The organism is Acidovorax sp. SUPP3334 (assembly GCF_030159055.1).
Taxonomy (GTDB): Bacteria; Pseudomonadota; Gammaproteobacteria; order Burkholderiales; family Burkholderiaceae_C; genus Paracidovorax.
The window spans coordinates 51,264-70,112 of sequence record NZ_BQXQ01000027.1 but is presented as its reverse complement, the minus strand read 5'-3'; the positions used below and the strand labels follow the sequence as shown (position 1 = coordinate 70,112).

The window sequence follows — 18,849 nt, the reverse complement described above, 5'->3', positions numbered from 1 at the left end:
TCTGCTGCACCAGGCTGGCCAACGTCACACGGTCTTCAGGCTGAAGTTGCTGGTAGTGTCTCGGGGAGCTTTGCATCTGCGGACCTTACAGGGTTGCAGGTGTTGCACTTCACTTTTGAATCCGCCCTTCTCTCGCCGATTTCCTTGTCGTCTTCGCGGGCTTGCTCGGATTTCAGATAGTCCGCTATGTGTCTGGACACCCGCAGGCGGGCAGCAGACGACAGCCGCCCAGGCTCGTGAAAACGTGCTGGCAAGGGCTCGGATATGGCAACCTGCGACAAAGGCCTATCGCCCTGGCTAGACCTATTTACGGCCTCTAAAAAGGCGTCGATGGCCCCCACGTCCCCGGGCTTTACGTCCGTGAAGCGCCAGTTGCCGTTGTCGTCCTTGTCGGCATTGAATGGGGCGAGGTCTTCGAGCTTTGGTTTTTTCATGTTGCTGCGCAGATATTCAATGAGCGCTTGGCGCTCGATACGCACATTTTGCAACAGATACAGCTCGAAATAGACGCGCAGACACCGCGCTATGCTCCTAGCACAACGCGGGTCTTTGGTGAGCGTGGAAAACTTTATATCCCTCGGCTCTTTGTGGTTTCTACGCTCGCTGGGGATGACCAAACGAACAAGAAATACCCCGCAGCGCGAGACGGAAAGGTAAGCGGATGACCTCATGGAACAGACCCCAAAGTGTCGCCCTTGGTGTCTGTTCGAGGTGTCTTCGTTTTAGAAGTCCTGAAAACCCTTTGATATCAACAACTTACAAATATGGTGGAGCTGGCGGGAACCAAAGGACAACACCTTCCCCGAATCCACCATCTATTTTTTCGTTAAAAATCAAACACTTAACGAGATAGAAAGCCTTACAAGGGATACACCCGTACTCGGATGGCACCCCAAAATGGAGTCCCGAGTGTACCCCCTTGGGACGGGTGATTGGTTGACTTGCATTTGCGGACGCGGGTTCAATTCCGCAATTTTCAAGGGCGTCCGGAAACCCGCTGTCGCGGAGTGTCGCAGTCTCGCATCGGTTCACCTCGCGGCGTATTTCAGTGGGAAGGAAGCGTTCGCCCGAGGACAGTGCTTGCATTGTCCAAAGCAATCTGGGCTTCTTTGAGGTACATGGCTTCTTCCCGCGTGCCAGTATCTTGCAGCCGAGCCTTGGCAAGCTCTCGCTGTGCTTTTTGGATGTACTCGTCAACGTGGTCGAGGTACTGGGCGGTTTCGTTGTTCATCGTTCCAAAGTGCCTGACGTAACACCGTTTGGCAAGTGGTGGGGAACCTCGCGTTTGCGGACGCCGGTTCAATTCCGCATTTCCCAAGGTCGCCTGCGCGCCGCGATTTCTGCATAGCCCCAATCCCGCAGGCGCTGCTCAACCATCTGCCGGTGTTCGGCTGTGCATGTGAAAGCTACGCCGACCCCTGCACCCTCGACACCCCTTATAGAGCCGCCCATCAGATCCACGCCCAAGGCAGCCTTCGCGTCTTCTTCCAACACGAACTCCACAGTGAAATTTTCGATTATTGCAGTCATGCTCTCGTTATAGCGCAATGGCTCCGAAAGGAACAGAAGCGCGCTTAAACGGCAGCGACAATATAAGGATGGCACCTTGCAGACTAACTTGCAAAAGCTGCCTCTCAACTGCTATGTTGATTTTCTAACCGTGAAAGGAAGAAAATGAGCAATAAATTGATAGCGCTGCATGGCATTGAATTAGACAAAGCGTGCGCAATTGCACTGGGTTGGAAACTGCACCCAACAGCCAACCCCCAAGATGCCTTCTACCTCACAGAAGGAAAGCCTGTCTTGGTAAATTTTTGGAAACCAACCCAAAGCGCCCGCCAGTGCATGCGGCTAATGCTTGACCACTGCATCGGAACACAATACATCGCCAAAGCAGGGATTTGGCAAGCAAGCATTGTGAGCGATACCCAAACAATCGAAGCCAAAGCCAAAAGACTGCACGAGGCGGTATGCCGATGCTTCTTAATGCATCAGGTTGCGCAGGGGAAAATCTCAGAAGACGATGCACTCGGTTTGAATTGACATATCCGAAAATTTTAGCTAATTTGGATTAGCCAAAGGCATCTTTGTCTGATGTTTACCTGGGGTGGCACCCAACCTGAACCGCCGCGTTAAAACGCGGCGGTTTTTTCATCCCCGTTTTAATTGCAACCGCTTATATTTTCTGCTTACATGGTCTTGGCTATGCGAAATAGCTTTAACCAGACAAAGAGGAAAATATGAACATCTTGCAAAAAAGCCAACAAGGCTTCACGTTGATTGAACTGATGATTGTGGTTGCCATCATTGGCATCTTGGCTGCGGTAGCGATTCCGCAATATGGCGAATACACGCAAAAAACGAAGCTGGCAAAGGTTCAAGCACTTGCTGCACCAATCAAAAGCTCTATTGCGCAAGTTTACTCAGAGAAGGGCATTTGCCTAGACTCTGCCGTAATTACCGCAGGTACAGCCAAGGGAGATGCTTGGCTGGAACTCGGCAGTCAAGCGCCATCGTTGGGCAGCACAGCGACAGCATTAACAGGCGAAGTGCAGACGATTACGCTTGCCGACGGCGCTGGTACTCCTCCAACAAGTTGCGTATTGACGGTCAATGTCAATACCAAAGGATTGGGCAAGGATGTTCCAGGAACAGCCACTATCACTTTTACGGGTGATTTCACCACAAACCCAGTTTCGTGGGCAACAACACAAACTGGTATTGTCGCCTCGTCCAACGCCGAGAAAATGGTAACCGACTGGAAATAATTCCGAAGAAATAAAAAAAGCGGCTGAAAGCCGCTTTTTTTATAAACTCGCCCGACCCGAACCGCACGCTAAAAATCATCACTCAACAGTAAAGCTTGCTTTGGTGCTGGCGGTCCGCCAAGCGCAGCCTCGATAGCAGTCCGATAAACGTTTTCATCCGGCAAGGTAACGTTGTTGAAAGCTTCTTGTAACTTGTAAACGGTTGTCGAATGAGGCGCCAAAGCTTTCAGCGGCACTGTTATCCCGTCCACTGTACCCGCCTCAATATCGTGCTGATAGGAAAGAAAAGTAATTGACGCAGGCTGCAACGCATAACGTATCAAACCGGTCGAACCACCAACGCGCGCCATAATCCGACTGTATACCGGACTAGGGCACACAAAAAACAAACCCTTTCGACACAACGCTTCACGTTGCAATACTTGGCCCTTGTATATCAGTTGGGGTAAAATGCGCTTATTAACATTTTCCCAATTCAGGCCCGCCGTGGTTGTAGGATTCGTTCGGTCCGGCGAGAGCAGCCCCTCCCGCCCGTTACGGTAATTTCCCGTCGTATCAATTGTCTGGACTTCGACGGCGACAAATTCTTTCAATTTACCATTGGCATCCAGTAATGCCAAAACCCAGTCCACAAAATAGCTACCCGCTCCATCCTTTTGCGGCAAGCGCAACTCGCCACCCCACCGCTTGCCGAATACCGCAACAACTGGCTGCTGTTTCTCCTTTGCAATAGCTGCTGCTTTTGCACCCGCAATTAAGTCAAAATCTGCCTCGAATGCGATTTTTGCCACGTCATACAGGACACGATAACTATCTGCATACAAACGAACAGGACAGCAGATAACGGGGTCAGAAGTCATCGGCTTAATGGTACAGACACCAGCAATGGCACCATCATTAAGACGTTTTTCGCACATATCCGACAAGTAGGGACATTGCTTGTCAGTGGCGGCAGCAATTGCAGCTGCCGAATTGTCATCAGCTCGATAACCAAAGATTTCCCAAATCTTTCCTGCCACTACGCCACCTTTATTTTACGCTCAGCCTTGCGGCTATTTTCCAGCACATCGGCAATAGCTCGACCGACGGCAGCCCCCAATAAAGGCGGAACTGCGTTGCCTACCTGTTCATACTGCTCAACTCGCGAACCGCTAAAAGCGTAAGTATCGGGGAAGGACTGTAACCGCGCGGCCTCCCGCACAGTGAAAGCCCTGTCCTGCTCATAATGAAAATAAGCCCCCCAATGGGGGTCGCATTTTGTTAAAATGGTAGATGCTAGGCCATCGGGGTTGACCCGACCATAACGTTTTGTATGGTCGCTGCGACGCGCCATGCGCATTCCCCGTGGCAAAAGTTCCTCAGGAATATCAGTCCAGTTTCCGCCAGGCGGTATGTACGACATGCGGTCGAGATTCACCTTACTTAGCCGCGCTGCTTCGTGACACGTCACGCCCGTCGAGCCAATCCGCATAAGTTGTTGATACGGATTATCTGCTGGCTGCCGGTAGACTTTTATTGCGTCGCCAATCTCACCGTTGCACAGCACGGGCAAATCACCAATTGCATCCTTTACCGTTACGTGCGACGGCAATGTCAACGAGCGCGGGAAATTGACCAAATTTTTGCCCCCAAATTGCGAAGTGAAATTTACACGCATCGGGGCTTGGCGCAGTGGCTCCGGGAAAAGCGCCGCCGGATTTAGGCCGTTTCGCCCGCCAAGGATAATTGTTCGCCACCGAGTTTGAGGAATGCCGTAATGGGGTGCATACAGAATACGAACGTCAGCGTCATAGCCAAGTTCTTTAAGAGATTGGAGAATCGCATCCAGCGTAGCGCCGCCTTCAAACGACACCATGCCGGGGACGTTCTCAATCATGACCGTCCGTGGTTGAAATTCGGACACAAATCTGAGGTATTCGCGGAACAGGTGGTTGCGTGAATCTTCGGTGGAACGCTTCGGCGCGTTGATGGAAAAGCCTTGGCAGGGAGGACCACCAGCAATCAAATCCAATTCACCCCGCTTCAATCCCAAAAGGCTGCGGACCTTGCGGGCATCGACCTTTCGAATGTCACGACTATCGACGTGGGTGTCAGGATGATTGGTCGCATAGGTCTGCGCATAGCGCGGGGAAATCTCATTGGCATAAAGCGACGTGAATCCCGCCTCTCGCAAACCTTCGGACAAGCCTCCGGCTCCGGCAAACAAATCCAGCGAAGTCAAAAGCCCTGCGGTTCCGTGCATTTCCGACGAATTGAATTGGCTCATATCGCTTTTCTCTTGGTTGATCGACGTGGCTTTCTGGTTGCCGGTGCTGCAAACATATCTGGTTGCAGGCCGCCCTGGTGCCTGTCGGCAAATGCCTGCATGAACTCTCGAAGCACATCCGAAGCATTCCGGGTTTCAGCCATACATGCCCCCTGGAACGCCTCACGGAGTTCCCTTTCAACACGAATACGAAGGCCAACGTCTTTGCTTGACATAGTGCGAAAGTATCGCATGGATACACACTTGTGTATCCAAAAATCGCTCAGGCTCTGCCCCTCAGTTGGGCTCGTCCGTGCCCTTGGGTGCCAACGATGGGAATGGCGTTTCAGGCATGCTGTACGGGTACCAAGCCGTGGATGACCGTGGGGCTCGGCGGGGTGCCCAAGCCACGGTGTTCACAGAGTCCAAGGAAACCCATTGGCGCTCGGTGCCATGCGTGTGCGGCGAGGCAATCCGCCCCATGTTCAGCGCCGCGCGGTATGCCACCTCCTCGGGCAATTGCACACCGAACTGGCACAAGTCCGGCGTCCTAATGAGACCGCCCAAGTCCACGCCGTATTGGCGCAACCCTGCGTCCAACGCCTCGAACCACGCCTCTTCACCACGCAACTGCCAATAGGCCAACTTGAAGCGGTTCACCATGCCCACCGTGTAGCCGCGTTCGATGCCGATGCGCTCGATGCCTTCCAGCGTATCGGCTTCCATGGCAATGCCATCCACTGAAACCACGTTGGTCGTGGCGGCCGCAAGCCCTGGCGCGACATAGGGGACGAACTTCTCATAAACAGGCGACGGCCTGTACAGTCCCATGGGGTATGACATGGGACTGTCCGCTGCCTTGATTGCACCGCCGTAATACCAGTCAGGAAGGCATGCAACCAGGGTGGTGGCTTGTTCGCCAAAGCTGCGGTCGACCTGCTCGCGCCACCATGCACGTTGCCAGCCTTCGCCGTCTTGCGCCAGGCGCTGTATATCTTTTTGGAAATCAACCCAGGTGTAAGCCGCCCCCAACGACTTCATGAACCGCGCCCGCTCATCGTAGTCTTTCAACTGGAATGGAGACAGCACCGCGCGCAGGCTCCATTGGGCTTGAATCTCATGTTGGCTCTGCACGGTGTAGGTCAAGCCAGCGGCGACATCCCGGCGCGCCTGGGTGGAATCCACGGACGCGGCGATGGCAACCACCATGGTTTCAAACAACTCGCGCTTGTGGATGGGCAGAGCTGCAAGCCCTGCCGCCACACGCTCGGGTGCCTTCCTCACGGCAAATGCGAAGTCGCGGGACAACAGCTCATCCATCAAGGCCTGTTGCGATGGTGGCTGTAACCCCTCGCGCTCAATCCGGGCGATGCGTTGGGTAAGTACCCCAGGATTGAACTTCCGCCCCAATGCCGTGGCCACTGTCGTCAACTGTTGGACCATGCCGTCCAGTTCGGAAACCGTGTGCGCGAACGAGCACAAGGCCTCCCGCCACGCCGAAGCGTTATCCAACTGTCGAGATGCCGCAGGAGGGGAAATTGTTGGTCCACTGCCGTGCTGATCCTCGGCGCTATTCAACCGTGGAGATGCCACGGTTTTGGGTGCGGCAGGAACGGTCCGATGGCCACGCAAGGAATCCTGCAATCGCCCCAACTCCTGCGCCCCGGTGTGGCTGGCGAACTGCACCTTGGCACGCACAGACGTGATGGCGGGTAGCAACTTTTCCGGGTTCACCAGCGACGTGAACTGCTTCAAATCGTCGGCACGGCGCTTGGAGAAAAACATCAGCTCGTTGCACAGCAAGGCATGGAATGCGTCCTTTGTCATGTCCAAACGCTCCGACAAACTAGCGAAGGTAGCCCAGTTCCAAGCACGCCCCATCCCTATGCGAATGGGCTCCATGGCGGCAAAAACAGCCTCCGCATTGGGCACTTTTCCAACGACATCGCTGTATGCCGCAGCCTCTTCGGGCGACATTCGAGGCAGGGTGTCGGCTTGAACCTCGTCCGCAAAAACGGACAAATCGGCAATCAACGAATCCGCCAAAGCGTCCGCCCGCAGGTTTTCCGGGGTGGCTTCGCCCACGCTGGCGCGCTGGCGGTAGGTCTTGGCAAGGCGGTTGGATTTGGCAATCCGTTCGTTGCGCTTGACCCGGCTGGCACGCTTGTGTGCCCTTGCGGCATCCTTGCGCCCCAGGTGTTCCGGTCCAAGGTGAACCGTGGGCTTCAAGTCCGGATTGGTGTCTTTGTATGCTTTTGCCGATATACGGGCTTCGAAACCCGCAGCCGCCAGAGCATCGTTGACATGTTTTTCCCAAGCATCCCGCCACCCTTGCAGGAAGGCGCGGTTGTTCCAAGCCCGGTTCTTTTTGCCGAACTGGCCATCGGGCGTTAGCTCCCGCATGGTCAGCATCATGTGGACGTGTGGGTTCCCCGGTTTGTGATGAATCGCATAGGTGGCGCACATGCCCTCCTCGTTGACCTCCTGGTCAATAAAGCGCTTCACAATGGCAATTTGCTGCTCCAAAGGCAGCTCGATGGGGAGCGCAGCCTCGATTTCTCTAAAAATTTGGGCATCGTCGCGTGTCTCTTTGTCCTCGACCCGACCCCATAGCTCGATAGCTCCGGTCATCCAAGCAGGTGCATATTTCGGCACCATGGTTTCAGTGGCGACCACCTCTTCTTTCTTGTACCAATAATTGAACCGCCGCCCAATCTCGGGCAGGTGGATGACCTGCGCCGCACGATAGGCCAACGCACGAAGCGCATGCAACTTGGGGTTGTCTGCGCGTCCATGAACCTTGGTCGTGAAGTGGTAAATCGCCATATCAATCTAGCATCGGTGAGGCATCACCCCTGGGGCGGTCCAAGAATGAGAAATGCCAGGTTGCGAAGCAATGAAGAGTCCGCCCTCGGACTCTGAATCAACGTTCTGCGCCCTCGCAGAACGTGGAGTGTTTCGCCCTCGAAACACGACAGGGGAGCCGGAATTCCGCAGGAATATCCGGGGGGCATCGCCCCCACTTACGTATATCCGCAAGGATATATGTATAAGTGCGCTTACGGTGTATTTAAAAACACCATTTAGGTGCCGAATAAAATAACGCGCCAGTGATGCCAAAATAATATCTTCCATAGCCAAAATCATATTCCTCAAACCACAATACCACGTTTTTAGAGAAATCCAATTTTGTTCGTGCTAGGCTGAATAAAATTTCAGCTTAGATATCATGAACAAATCAACGAGAACAAAAATTGCTTCCAGTGCAAAACAGTTTCAGAATAATGAAACAGACATCAAAACGGTCTCATTCACGGAATCCAAAGCCGGGCAAAAAAGCACAGCAGCATTAAACAAGAAATCCAAGGAAATATATCAACAAAAGCTTAAAAATCGAGAAGCTGCCGCTTCAAGAAAGCAGGAAAAAAAGGCGTCGCGAGAAAACCGCAATCGGATTTTGATGCATGCCGGGGGCTTGATGGACATGACCGGGCTTCTCAGATACTGCTTCGCCCAATCTGACGAATTCGACAATCCCCAAGACAATCTTCGGGCAAACCTGCTTGTCGGTAGCCTGATCTACTTATCTGAGTATTTGAATAACTGCTCGCCCGCAGATTTAGAGAAAATCGAAGCCTCGGGAAAATCCTTCCGACGTTCTGACAAGAAAAATCGCACCCTGGCGGGCATAAATCCAACTTTGAAAAATGCAAGGTCTGTTCGCCCTCTGCTTCTCCATGAGGTTTTGGATTACAAAAATAAGGCCGCACCCGAATATATTGAGCCAGAAGCACTCTAAAACCCTCGGGGCACTTTTCTGTACCCCAGCACAAGCAAGAACCTCCTCTTGCCCATTCCAGGTACATTACAGCTTCAAATTGCCCCCTTAGCGCCGCTCTGCGGCGCAGAAAGCGGTACGAAAGTACCGCTTGGCTAGGAATGTCTTACCAAGCGAACGAAAAAGCGATATGACCAATTAGGCGTAGAGGGATGGTGAGGCGTAGCCGAATCATTACTCTCACGCCGTTCATACATATAGTTGTATATTGATTTGTCTGACTCTGATTCGACTAAACCTATGACTATGAGCAAATTTGTCTAAATTTGCTCTATAGTTGTCTACACTTGTCTACGATTTTCAAAATGCCCCGCCAGCCCGCATGGAATATGGCTTTTCGGAAACAGGGCGTTCACCCAACTACGGTTCAGCGTTCACCCAACTACGGTAGTGCGTTCACCCAACTACGGTACCCCGTTCACCCATCTACGGTAATGCGTTCACCCATCTACGGTACTGATAATTTATACAGCCCATGCCGTTAAGGCATGAAAAAAACCGCCTCTCGGCGGTTGCATTATTGGTACCTGGGTCGTTTAATTTGAAAAAGTGCTGGGTCATCAGCATCGGCATCAACAGTCCAACCATCTAACAGAGATATTGCGGCTAATGCGGTCCGAACTTTCATGCGCCTCTTTCGAAGTGCTGCACCATCCTTCCCCAAATCTCCCCAAACGTGCTTGACTAATTTATCCAGTCCAATGGATTGCCTCCGGTCATAACGAGACCAAGCCGAGAGCCACAAAAACAATCTCTTACTGACATCGTTCCGCAAAGCACGGATGTGCGTCATGTCCAAATACGTTACTTGAAACGTTCCAAGAACAGCTTTGGTTAGAAATGGGTTTATGCCAATATAGGCGTCACCATCTTTCATCCCCCAATGCGCGATGAGTGAAAACGATGACTCTCTACGGCGGTCAATTTCTCCACCTTCCAAGAGATATACCCAGCATCGGGTGCATTGCATTCTATGTATGCTGTTGTATACCGATTCCAAAACCTCCCCGCCGTCGGAAAATCCTGCCACCTTACAGATTTCGTACAACGAAGTCTTGGCCACCAAGATATTTGGCTGCTCAACAGAAAAATCAAACCCCTTAACCAATTCACTCCACGGCTCTGCATTTTCTGAGTTTCTTTGTATCTGCCGACTCTTCTCCGATACTATTCGTAATATAGCCAGGAATACTTGTTGGTCGGTGATATCGAGCTGAACGCCCTGCCACTCCAACCCCACCGTGGAGCCTCCGGGAGATTTGAATTGTTGGGCAATGTGAAAACTGGGGCGCTCAATCTTGTGGTCAATCGGTCTAAAAAGGCCGTCCGTCATGGCGTGAGTGCGTTCAATCTGAGCGCAGTCCATTCGCTCAATGGTGCAGACTTTTGAATTCGTTGATGGCGCAGTCGCGTCGCCATTTGCTTTTTTGAGTGCCATAACTCAACCTAGCAAACGAGGCGCGAGACAGCAAGTAGCGCGGCCTTTTTGGGCTACACAAGTCCACTCAGCACTCCCCCGTCAATACCAAAATCTCCCACCCCGCTTTGGGAGGCACTTTTGGGCTCGGGCTTGTACCGAATTCGCTGCCCTGGTTTGACATCCTTGTATTTGGCGATGGGAAAGCGAGTCATATCCAAACGGTTCAAAAGCCGGACTCGGGCTTCCATGGAAACCTCTCCCATGTACGTGTTGATATGCACATCCGATTTCCCCGTGCTTCGCGTGAAGCCGGACGCAATGGAGTGCCCCACCATCTGGCGAAGCACCAGCCCCTCGGGATAGTTCTCAATGTTCTCCTCCACTCGCGTGCCCGCGTTGTCGATGATTGCCTGACGCAAGCGGGTGATGAAGGTGTATCGAAAGCTATGGAACACCTTGGTATCGCTGTTGATCCCCACGTACTCACGCAAAAGCTTGTTACGAAAAAAGTCTCCTGGCACCTTGCCGTAGCCGTCCTTTTGCGCCGCGACCACGCCCATCAAATTGACGTTCCCTTCTTTCTTGCGCTTCTTCCAGTAGTCAATGAAACCCAGTTCAATGAGTTGGGGATGCACTGGCATGACGCGGCGCGATGACTTGTTTTTCAAGCGCTTGTTGGACTTGCGGCGGCTGCCCTCCTCGTCATCTTCGCTGTCTTCATCGTCATTGAATGAAATTTGCCATGCCCCCGGTGCGTACTCTTTGATGTCCCCCGTGGTGAGCTGGCAAATCTCGCTCAACCGCGCCCCAGTGAAAAGACCAATGACAGGCGTCCAATACTGATGGGGTAGGTTGTAGGCAGGCTGCCAAAAGTATCGGCACGAAAAGATGCTGGTCAGCTCGCCATCTGTGAACGGCTCCTTGGGGTTGGGTTCTCCCTTCGGTGCCGAGTCCACGATGCTTTTCATGCGACTGGCCGTGCGGTCCAACACCGCCAGTTTGAGGTCGCAAAAGCCGATGAAATTGGCCAACGCCAGCATGTAGCCCTTAACGGTTGCCTCCGACAGCGTGTCGTAGGGTTTACCGTTGTCCCGGCGCAACTTGTTCGCCTTACTCAGCTTGATCACATCACGCACGCTGCGACCGGGCGCTATGCCGATGACATCCCGACTGGTCGGGTAGTAAGCGATGTCATCCATGTAGGTTTTGATGTCGTTGGGGGTGATGTCGCCAATGGCCTTGCCATCAAAGTAGCTGGTAAACAGCCGCAGGCGGGTGGCACGCTGGTCTACGTTCTTTGGGCCAATTTGCTTTTTGGCGGCTCGCCCTTCCTGGCTCTCCAAATACTCTTCGACCATGGTTGCAATGGGCAACCGGGCGTCTGCGGACAAGCCGTCTGTTCCGGCGGGGGCTATGGATGCCGCAGCGGGCGGCGGCGGGGGCGCGACCGCTATCTGGACAACGGGCGTGGGTAGGCGGTTTTGCATGTCTTCCAGCATGCTCATGACCGTCGCCTCTTCCCCTGGCTTCACGTCGTCAAATTTCACCTTGCCGTTGGCAAAGTCGTACTCCACGCCGAACTTGGGTGTGCCTGGGGGCGGTGCTTTGAACTGCGCCATGATGGATTGGAAGTAAGTTGAAATGTTCTCCCGGCAGAATACCCCACCTTGATGCAACAAACTCTCGTAGAGCACGCGCAGAAGCCGCGCACGTGCAGCAGCGTCGCGCGGGTCTTTGGTGAGAGTGGAGACGCGGATTTCCCGGCCAGCGGACTTGCTGGGACCTCGGAAAGCGAGGGGAACAACAAAGCGTGCGCAGTACACGCCGTTGCGGGTCTGAACAAGATACGAAGCGGCCAAAACAAGCTCCCGGTGTAGTACCGGGTGTCATCCCTGATTGGATGACCCCTTGTTTTGGCCTTGCTTCTTTGGAAAAGTCCTTGAAAATCAAGGACTTACCAAAATAGATGGTGGAGCTGGCGGGAATTGAACCCGCGTCCGCAAGCCTTCTTCGGGCAGATCTACATGTTTAGCGGTCTGTTTTAATTCTCATGGCCCACATCGCGCAGTCGCACGCTATGCAGGTCACCAGTACCCTTGGTTCTCACTTCCTGCCAAGGTACCCGGCAGGGAGCCAGCCAGCGTGAATAACCTTGCAGCCGGGAGGTCTTACGACCCCCTTGCCCAGCCCGCTAGCATGCTGTTGCAAGGCTCACCGGTGTTTAAGCGGCGAGTGCGAAACGTTCGTCGTTTGCAGTTAGTTTTTTGAATGCAGATTTACGAGCGCCACTCAAGCTCGACATGCACCACACCGATTCCGAACCCACGTCGAAACCAGGGCAGCCCCAAGCCTCGTATTTTAAGGCGCTGAGATCAATTGCAAGAGCTCCAATGGAGAATTAATTGCAGCATCTGCACCCCAATGTTGGGCAGAAGTCTGTGTGCCCAGGTATCCGTACATCGCAGCTACGGTACGCATGCCAGCAGCCCTGCCTGCCACGATGTCCCTCTCGTCATCGCCTACGTAGAGGCAATATTCAGGAGCCATGCCCATGCGTGCCGCAGCCTCCAACAAGGGCGCAGGATGCGGCTTCGGGTGTGGCGTGGTGTCTCCGCTGATCACCGCCCCGGCGGAACTGAACAATGGAGTGGCTTTCACCAGCACATCGGTAAATCTTGCGGCCTTGTTGGTCACGATGCCCCAGCCAGTACCTGTCTGATGCAAGTGCGCAATCAAAGTATCCACACCGGGGAATACCTTCGTGCGCTGATGGATGCAGGCCTCATAGTTGACGAAGAACTCTTCGCGCAAATCGGCGAACTCTGGATGTTCAGGCGTCATACCGAACGCTACTGAAAGCATTCCACGCGCACCTGCTCCAGCCAGCGGTCGATATTGCTCCATCGGCAGAGAGGGCAGTCCACGGTCGGTGCGCAATTTATCAGCGGCAGCGCCCAGGTCTGGAGCGCTGTCGATCAGCGTCCCGTCGAGATCGAAAAGCACCGCACGGACGTCTGCAAAAGGTGGATTCATACGAACGTGCGCCGAGCGGCAAACATGTAATTGACTGAAGTGTCTGCGCTCAGCCAATAGCGCTTCGTGATGGGGTTGTATTCCAGCCCGCGGCTGTGCAAGACCTCCAAGCCTGCGGATCTGGCAGCTGAAGCCAATTCACTGGGCTTGAGGAATTTCGCATACTCGTGCGTGCCTTTGGGGAGCATGCCCAAAACGTATTCGGCGCCGATGATCGCGAGCAAAAATGCCTTGGCATTTCGATTGATGGTCGAGAAGAAAACCCACCCACCCGGCTTTACCAATTGCCCGCAAGCGTTCACGACAGAACCAGGATCAGGTACGTGTTCCAGCATTTCCATGCAGGTCACCGTGTCGAAAGTGCCTGGTGCCTCGGCAGCAAATGCTTCTACACTCACTTCTCGGTATTGAATATTAGGCGTGCTCTTTTCCAGGGCGTGCAATTGCGCTACTCGCAAAGATTTGGTTGCCAAATCAATACCGGTCACGTGAGCGCCTTTTCTGGCCATGGAGTCGGACAGGATGCCGCCACCACACCCTACGTCCAATACTTTCTGATCTTTGAGTGGTGACAACCCATTGATCCAATCGAGACGCAGCGGATTAATCTGATGAAGCGGTCGAAATTCGCTTTCCTGATCCCACCAGCGATGAGCCAGTGCGGAAAATTTAGCCAATTCGGCTGGGTCAGCGTTAACGTGATCACTCATGTGGAAATACTCCAAAAAGAGATTGCCCATAAAAAAAGCCCCGTTTCCGGGGCTTTCTTTTGACCGATTTGAAAATCAGTTGGAAGCGCGGGTACCGACCACTTCGATTTCCACGCGACGGTTCTTCGCACGGCCTTCCTTCGTCTTGTTGTCGGCAACAGGTTGCTTTTCGCCCTTGCCTTCAGTGTAGACGCGGTTCTTTTCAATGCCCTTGGAAACCAGATAAGCCTTCACAGCTTCAGCGCGGCGAACCGACAGCTTCTGGTTGTAGGCATCGGTGCCAACGGAGTCGGTGTGACCCACGGCAATGATGACTTCCAGGTTCACGCCCTTGACCTTGGAGACCAGATCGTCCAGCTTGGCCTTGCCTTCAGGCTTCAGCACGGACTTGTCGAAGTCGAAGAAGGCATCAGCAGCGTAAGTCACCTTGCTGGCCACTGCGGGAGCAGGAGGCGCAGCAGGTGCTGGCGTTGCAGCAGGTGCAGGAGTAGCAGCAGCGGGGGTAGGAGCAGGAGCCTGAGCAACCAGAGCACCATCACAACCGACAGCAGCGGTAGCAGGGGTCCAGTTGGCATCGCGCCAGCACAGTTCGTTCGTGCCGTTCTTCCACACCAGTTCGCCAGTACCGTTCTGCCAGTTGTCAACAACCTTGCCGCCGTCGGCTGCCTTGACTTGGGCGCCAGCCGAGGTAGCAAGCACAGCGGAGGCCAACAACATCGCCACTTTGTTCAGTTTCTTCATGGTTCTCCTCTTGGGGAAAAAGCCGCAGCCGCGCTGCGAATATGGACGTCATCAGTGACCATCACTAAAAACGTTGAAATGATTGTGCCATACGTAACAAGGCAAAGTGGTTGCGGACAGGGTGCCTACGGTAGGACAAAAGCGCTTTACCCCAGATGTGTTGCGCACTTGCGACAAGACGTTGCGCCTAGAATGGCCCTCCTCCGCCGTTCACGCAGTTCTCCATGACACAGTTCGCCAAAGAAACCCTGCCCATCAGCCTTGAAGAGGAAATGCGGCGCAGTTATCTCGATTACGCGATGAGCGTAATTGTGGGTCGTGCGCTGCCCGATGCGCGTGACGGTCTCAAGCCGGTTCATCGGCGCGTGCTGTTCGCCATGCATGAACTCAACAACGATTGGAACCGGCCTTATAAAAAGTCGGCTCGTATCGTCGGTGACGTGATCGGCAAATACCATCCCCATGGCGACCAGTCGGTCTACGACACGATCGTGCGCATGGCTCAGGATTTTTCCATGCGCCATCTGCTTGTCGATGGGCAGGGCAACTTCGGTTCGGTGGACGGTGATAACGCCGCCGCCATGCGTTACACCGAAATTCGCCTGGCGAAGATCGCCCACGAAATGCTGTCGGATATCGACAAGGAAACCGTCGATTTCGGGCCCAACTACGACGGCAGCGAGAAAGAGCCGCTTGTATTGCCCAGCAAGCTGCCCAACCTGCTGGTCAACGGCTCAGGCGGTATCGCGGTGGGGATGGCCACGAACATTCCGCCACACAACCTCAACGAGGTCGTGGATGGCTGCCTTCACCTGTTGCGCCATCCCGATGCATCCATCGACGATCTGATGGAGATCATTCCGGCGCCTGATTTTCCAACCGCAGGGATCATCTACGGCATCAACGGTGTGAAGGATGGTTATCGCACGGGACGCGGCAAGGTGATCATGCGCGCGCGCTGCCACTTCGAGGACATCGACCGTGGCCAGCGCCAAGCCATCATCGTGGACGAGCTGCCCTATCAGGTCAACAAGAAGACTCTGCAGGAACGCATGGCAGAGTTGGTGCACGAAAAGAAGATCGAAGGCATCAGCCACATTCAGGACGAATCCGACAAATCCGGAATGCGCCTGGTGGTCGAACTCAAGCGCGGCGAAGTACCAGAAGTGGTGTTGAACAATCTGTACAAGCAGACGCAGTTGCAGGATACGTTCGGCATGAACATGGTTGCGCTGGTGAATGGTCAGCCCCGCCTTTGCAACCTGAAGGAATTGATCAGCGTCTTCCTGCAACATCGCCGTGAAGTGGTGACCCGCCGCACGGTGTTCGAATTGCGCAAGGCCCGTGAACGAGGCCATGTGCTGGAAGGCTTGGCAGTCGCGCTCGCAAACATCGACGACTTCATCCGCATCATCCGCGAATCGCCCACGCCGCCAGTCGCCAAAGCGGAGTTGATGACCCGTTCGTGGGACAGCAAGCTCGTGCGCGAAATGCTGACACGCACGCGTGCCGATGGTGGATCGATCAATGCAGACGACTACCGGCCCGAGGGGCTGGAACGCGAATACGGCATGGGCCAGGATGGCCTGTATCGGCTGTCCGAAACACAGGCCCAGGAAATTCTGCAGATGCGACTGCAGCGCCTGACCGGCCTGGAGCAGGACAAGATCGTGTCCGAGTATCGGGACGTGATGTCGGTGATCGAAGACCTGCTGGACATCCTGTCCAAGCCCGAGCGCGTGTCGGTCATCATTGGCGATGAGTTGGCGTCCATCAAGCAGGAATTCGGTCAGCACAAACTCGGCGCGCGGCGCAGCGTCGTCGAGTACAGCGCGCAGGATCTTTCGACCGAAGACCTGATCACGCCGACCGACATGGTGGTCACGCTCAGCCACACCGGCTACATCAAGAGCCAGCCCCTTTCCGAGTACCGGGCGCAAAAGCGCGGCGGGCGCGGCAAGCAGGCGACGGCCACCAAGGAAGACGACTGGATCGACCAGCTTTTCATTGCCAACACGCACGACTACATCCTGTGCTTTTCCAATCGTGGCCGCCTGTACTGGCTCAAGGTGTGGGAAGTGCCTGCGGGCTCGCGCGGTTCCCGCGGGCGTCCGATCGTCAACATGTTCCCGTTGCAGGAGGGCGAGAAGATCAATGTGGTGTTGCCGCTCACCGGCGACATGCGCACCTTCCCAGCCGACCGATACGTGTTCATGGCCACGAGCATGGGCACGGTAAAGAAGACGGCGCTCGATGAATTCAGCAACCCGCGCAAGGGCGGGATCATCGCGGTCAATCTGGACGATGGCGACTACCTCATCGGCGCTGCACTCACCGACGGGGCTCACGACGTCATGCTGTTCAGCGATGGCGGCAAGGCCGTGCGTTTCGACGAAAACGACGTGCGCCCATTGGGCCGTCAAGCCCGCGGCGTTCGCGGAATGATGCTGGAAGACGGGCAAAGCGTCATCGCCATGCTGGTGGCCGAAGATGAAACGCAAAGCGTTCTGACCGCGACGGAGAACGGGTACGGCAAGCGCACCAGCATCGTCGAGTACACGCGCCACGGCCGTGGCACCAAGGGAATGATCGCCATCCAGCAGAGCGAGCGAAACGGCAAGGTCGTTGCTGCCACGCTGGTCCACGCCGACGACGAGATCATGCTGATCACCGACAAGGGTGTTCTGGTGCGCACGCGGGTGTCCGAGATCCGGGAACTGGGCCGTGCCACGCAAGGCGTGACCTTGATCGCTTTGGACGAGGGCTCCAAGCTGAGCGGCTTGCAGCGCATCGTCGAAAACGATGCCAACGTGGCGGACATCGACTTGGACGAAGACGCTGGCACGCCGCCTGCCGAGGCTTGATCCAATATTTGACGAAGAGCCTGCAAGACAGGCTCGCTACCATAAACATAGCACCCAGCGCATACCAGATATGCGCTGGTGCCATATTTGGCTTGAATCCATGAATCGCCCGTACAACTTCTCCGCCGGCCCGGCCGCCATTCCTGCTGAAGTCCTGCAGCAAGCTGCCTCCGAAATGCTGGACTGGCATGGCAGCGGCATGGGCGTGATGGAGATGAGCCATCGCGGCAAGGAATTCGTTTCGATCTACGAACAGGCCGAGGCCGACCTGCGCGAACTGCTGGCAGTGCCTGCGCAATTCAAGATCCTGTTCATGCAAGGCGGTGGCTTGGCAGAGAACGCGATCGTGCCCCTGAACCTTTCGCGCGCCGCGACTGTCGACATGGTGGTCACAGGCAGTTGGAGCCAAAAGTCGGCCAAAGAGGCACGCAAATACGCTTCGGAAGTCCGCTTGGTCGGATCGGGCGAAGCCAGCCACTTCACTGCGCTGCCCGAGCCTGGCACGTGGGAGTTGAGCCGAGGAGCGAGTTACCTGCACCTTTGCAGCAACGAGACCATTCACGGAATCGAATTTCACGATCTGCCCGACCTCAAGGCGCTGGGCAGCGATGCGCCACTGGTCATCGACTTCTCTTCCCACGTGGCATCGCGTCCTGTCGATTGGTCGCGTGTGGGTCTGGCTTTCGGCGGTGCACAGAAAAATCTCGGACCTGCAGGCCTCACCCTCGTGGTCGTGCGTGAAGACCTGCTCGGGCACGCACTCCCCGCCTGTCCCAGCGCCTTCGACTACAAGATCGTGGCGGACAACCAGTCGATGTTCAATACCCCCCCCACATGGGGCATCTACATCGCCGGACTGACCTTTCAGTGGCTCAAGCGCCAGCGTGAAGGCGACCTGACGGGTGTCGCGGCGATGGAGCGGCGCAACCTCGCCAAGGCGAAGCTGCTGTACGACGCCATCGACCAGTCGCAGTTGTACGTCAACAAGGTGGCCGTGAATGCCCGGTCCCGCATGAACATCCCCTTCTTCCTGCGTGACGAGTCGCGCAACGATGCTTTTCTGGCGGGCGCCAAAGAGCGGGGCCTGCTCCAACTCAAAGGCCACAAATCAGTGGGCGGCATGCGCGCCAGCCTGTACAACGCCATGCCACTGTCAGGCGTCGAAGCCTTGGTGGCCTACATGCGAGAATTTGAGCAAAAGCAAGCCTGAGTCCGACCGTCGCCCCCGAG

16 protein-coding genes and 1 other RNA gene are annotated in these 18,849 nt (G+C 55.0%); 5 read left to right on the top strand and 12 right to left on the bottom strand.

Annotation, left to right across the window (positions count from 1 at the left end; genetic code table 11):
- Positions 1–35: 35 nt before the first annotated feature.
- From AVHM3334_RS15795 to AVHM3334_RS15785, 3 genes are all read right to left on the bottom strand, one after another.
- The gene (locus AVHM3334_RS15795) at positions 36–671 is read right to left on the bottom strand and encodes a hypothetical protein (RefSeq protein ID WP_284413804.1); all 636 of its coding nucleotides are present in this window, start codon (positions 669–671) and stop codon (positions 36–38) included.
- A 374-nt stretch (positions 672–1,045) separates the two neighbouring features.
- Positions 1,046–1,231: a hypothetical protein gene (locus AVHM3334_RS15790; protein WP_284413802.1), complete on the bottom strand. Its 186-nt coding sequence runs from the start codon at positions 1,229–1,231 to the stop codon at positions 1,046–1,048.
- 68 nt (positions 1,232–1,299) lie between these two features.
- The gene (locus AVHM3334_RS15785) at positions 1,300–1,530 is read right to left on the bottom strand and encodes a hypothetical protein (protein ID WP_284413800.1); all 231 of its coding nucleotides are present in this window, start codon (positions 1,528–1,530) and stop codon (positions 1,300–1,302) included.
- Positions 1,531–1,674: 144 nt separating this feature from the next.
- Between AVHM3334_RS15785 and AVHM3334_RS15780 the strand changes: the two genes are divergently transcribed.
- Complete coding sequence (locus tag AVHM3334_RS15780; RefSeq protein WP_284413798.1) at positions 1,675–2,043, top strand: phage protein NinX family protein; 369 nt, start codon at positions 1,675–1,677, stop codon at positions 2,041–2,043.
- 197 nt (positions 2,044–2,240) lie between these two features.
- Positions 2,241–2,768 carry a pilin gene (locus tag AVHM3334_RS15775; RefSeq protein WP_284413796.1) on the top strand — a complete coding sequence of 176 codons (528 nt, stop codon included), beginning with the start codon at positions 2,241–2,243 and terminating at the stop codon, positions 2,766–2,768.
- Between the two features lie 68 nt (positions 2,769–2,836).
- On the opposite strand, the gene AVHM3334_RS15770 is transcribed toward AVHM3334_RS15775, so the two are convergent.
- The 3 genes from AVHM3334_RS15770 to AVHM3334_RS15760 all read right to left on the bottom strand — a co-directional run bounded on the left by AVHM3334_RS15770 (position 2,837) and on the right by AVHM3334_RS15760 (position 7,839).
- Positions 2,837–3,787, bottom strand: coding sequence for a NotI family restriction endonuclease (locus tag AVHM3334_RS15770; RefSeq protein ID WP_284413795.1), 951 nt, complete (start codon positions 3,785–3,787; stop codon positions 2,837–2,839).
- Positions 3,787–5,034 carry a DNA cytosine methyltransferase gene (locus AVHM3334_RS15765; RefSeq protein ID WP_284413794.1) on the bottom strand — a complete coding sequence of 416 codons (1,248 nt, stop codon included), beginning with the start codon at positions 5,032–5,034 and terminating at the stop codon, positions 3,787–3,789. Before AVHM3334_RS15765 ends, AVHM3334_RS15770 begins: the two co-directional genes overlap by 1 nt.
- 276 nt (positions 5,035–5,310) lie before the next feature.
- Positions 5,311–7,839, bottom strand: coding sequence for a MobA/MobL family protein (locus tag AVHM3334_RS15760; RefSeq protein ID WP_284413793.1), 2,529 nt, complete (start codon positions 7,837–7,839; stop codon positions 5,311–5,313).
- A 403-nt stretch (positions 7,840–8,242) separates the two neighbouring features.
- Between AVHM3334_RS15760 and AVHM3334_RS15755 the strand changes: the two genes are divergently transcribed.
- Positions 8,243–8,812, top strand: coding sequence for a hypothetical protein (locus AVHM3334_RS15755; RefSeq protein ID WP_284413792.1), 570 nt, complete (start codon positions 8,243–8,245; stop codon positions 8,810–8,812).
- Between the two features lie 556 nt (positions 8,813–9,368).
- On the opposite strand, the gene repC is transcribed toward AVHM3334_RS15755, so the two are convergent.
- From repC to ompA, 6 genes are all read right to left on the bottom strand, one after another.
- Positions 9,369–10,289 carry a replication protein C, IncQ-type gene (gene repC / locus AVHM3334_RS15750; protein WP_284413791.1) on the bottom strand — a complete coding sequence of 307 codons (921 nt, stop codon included), beginning with the start codon at positions 10,287–10,289 and terminating at the stop codon, positions 9,369–9,371.
- 53 nt (positions 10,290–10,342) lie between these two features.
- Entirely contained in the window at positions 10,343–12,130 is a 1,788-nt protein-coding gene (locus AVHM3334_RS15745) for a site-specific integrase (protein ID WP_284413789.1), read from the bottom strand.
- Positions 12,131–12,238: 108 nt separating this feature from the next.
- Positions 12,239–12,617, bottom strand: a transfer-messenger RNA (tmRNA) gene (ssrA, locus tag AVHM3334_RS15740).
- A gap of 12 nt (positions 12,618–12,629) precedes the next feature.
- Complete coding sequence (gene gph, locus AVHM3334_RS15735) at positions 12,630–13,304, bottom strand: phosphoglycolate phosphatase (protein ID WP_284413787.1); 675 nt, start codon at positions 13,302–13,304, stop codon at positions 12,630–12,632.
- Positions 13,301–14,014 (bottom strand): bifunctional 2-polyprenyl-6-hydroxyphenol methylase/3-demethylubiquinol 3-O-methyltransferase UbiG, encoded by a 714-nt coding sequence (gene ubiG, locus AVHM3334_RS15730; RefSeq protein ID WP_284413785.1) that lies wholly within the window; start codon positions 14,012–14,014, stop codon positions 13,301–13,303. Before ubiG ends, gph begins: the two co-directional genes overlap by 4 nt.
- A 75-nt stretch (positions 14,015–14,089) precedes the next feature.
- Complete coding sequence (gene ompA / locus AVHM3334_RS15725) at positions 14,090–14,755, bottom strand: outer membrane protein OmpA (RefSeq protein ID WP_284413783.1); 666 nt, start codon at positions 14,753–14,755, stop codon at positions 14,090–14,092.
- Positions 14,756–14,979: 224 nt separating this feature from the next.
- Between ompA and gyrA the strand changes: the two genes are divergently transcribed.
- Complete coding sequence (gene gyrA / locus AVHM3334_RS15720; RefSeq protein WP_284413781.1) at positions 14,980–17,619, top strand: DNA gyrase subunit A; 2,640 nt, start codon at positions 14,980–14,982, stop codon at positions 17,617–17,619.
- A gap of 100 nt (positions 17,620–17,719) precedes the next feature.
- Complete coding sequence (serC, locus tag AVHM3334_RS15715) at positions 17,720–18,829, top strand: 3-phosphoserine/phosphohydroxythreonine transaminase (RefSeq protein WP_284413779.1); 1,110 nt, start codon at positions 17,720–17,722, stop codon at positions 18,827–18,829.
- The last annotated feature ends 20 nt before the right edge of the window (positions 18,830–18,849 follow it).

Coding starts and splice junctions, on each gene's coding strand:
- AVHM3334_RS15790 (WP_284413802.1), bottom strand. CDS start 1,231: ATGAACAACGAAACCGCCCAGTACCTCGACCACGTTGACGAGTACATC.
- AVHM3334_RS15780 (WP_284413798.1), top strand. CDS start 1,675: ATGAGCAATAAATTGATAGCGCTGCATGGCATTGAATTAGACAAAGCG.
- ompA (WP_284413783.1), bottom strand. CDS start 14,755: ATGAAGAAACTGAACAAAGTGGCGATGTTGTTGGCCTCCGCTGTGCTT.
- ubiG (WP_284413785.1), bottom strand. CDS start 14,014: ATGAGTGATCACGTTAACGCTGACCCAGCCGAATTGGCTAAATTTTCC.
- repC (WP_284413791.1), bottom strand. CDS start 10,289: ATGGCACTCAAAAAAGCAAATGGCGACGCGACTGCGCCATCAACGAAT.
- AVHM3334_RS15760 (WP_284413793.1), bottom strand. CDS start 7,839: ATGGCGATTTACCACTTCACGACCAAGGTTCATGGACGCGCAGACAAC.
- gyrA (WP_284413781.1), top strand. CDS start 14,980: ATGACACAGTTCGCCAAAGAAACCCTGCCCATCAGCCTTGAAGAGGAA.
- AVHM3334_RS15785 (WP_284413800.1), bottom strand. CDS start 1,530: ATGACTGCAATAATCGAAAATTTCACTGTGGAGTTCGTGTTGGAAGAA.
- serC (WP_284413779.1), top strand. CDS start 17,720: ATGAATCGCCCGTACAACTTCTCCGCCGGCCCGGCCGCCATTCCTGCT.
- AVHM3334_RS15775 (WP_284413796.1), top strand. CDS start 2,241: ATGAACATCTTGCAAAAAAGCCAACAAGGCTTCACGTTGATTGAACTG.
- AVHM3334_RS15755 (WP_284413792.1), top strand. CDS start 8,243: ATGAACAAATCAACGAGAACAAAAATTGCTTCCAGTGCAAAACAGTTT.
- gph (WP_284413787.1), bottom strand. CDS start 13,304: ATGAATCCACCTTTTGCAGACGTCCGTGCGGTGCTTTTCGATCTCGAC.
- AVHM3334_RS15795 (WP_284413804.1), bottom strand. CDS start 671: ATGAGGTCATCCGCTTACCTTTCCGTCTCGCGCTGCGGGGTATTTCTT.
- AVHM3334_RS15765 (WP_284413794.1), bottom strand. CDS start 5,034: ATGAGCCAATTCAATTCGTCGGAAATGCACGGAACCGCAGGGCTTTTG.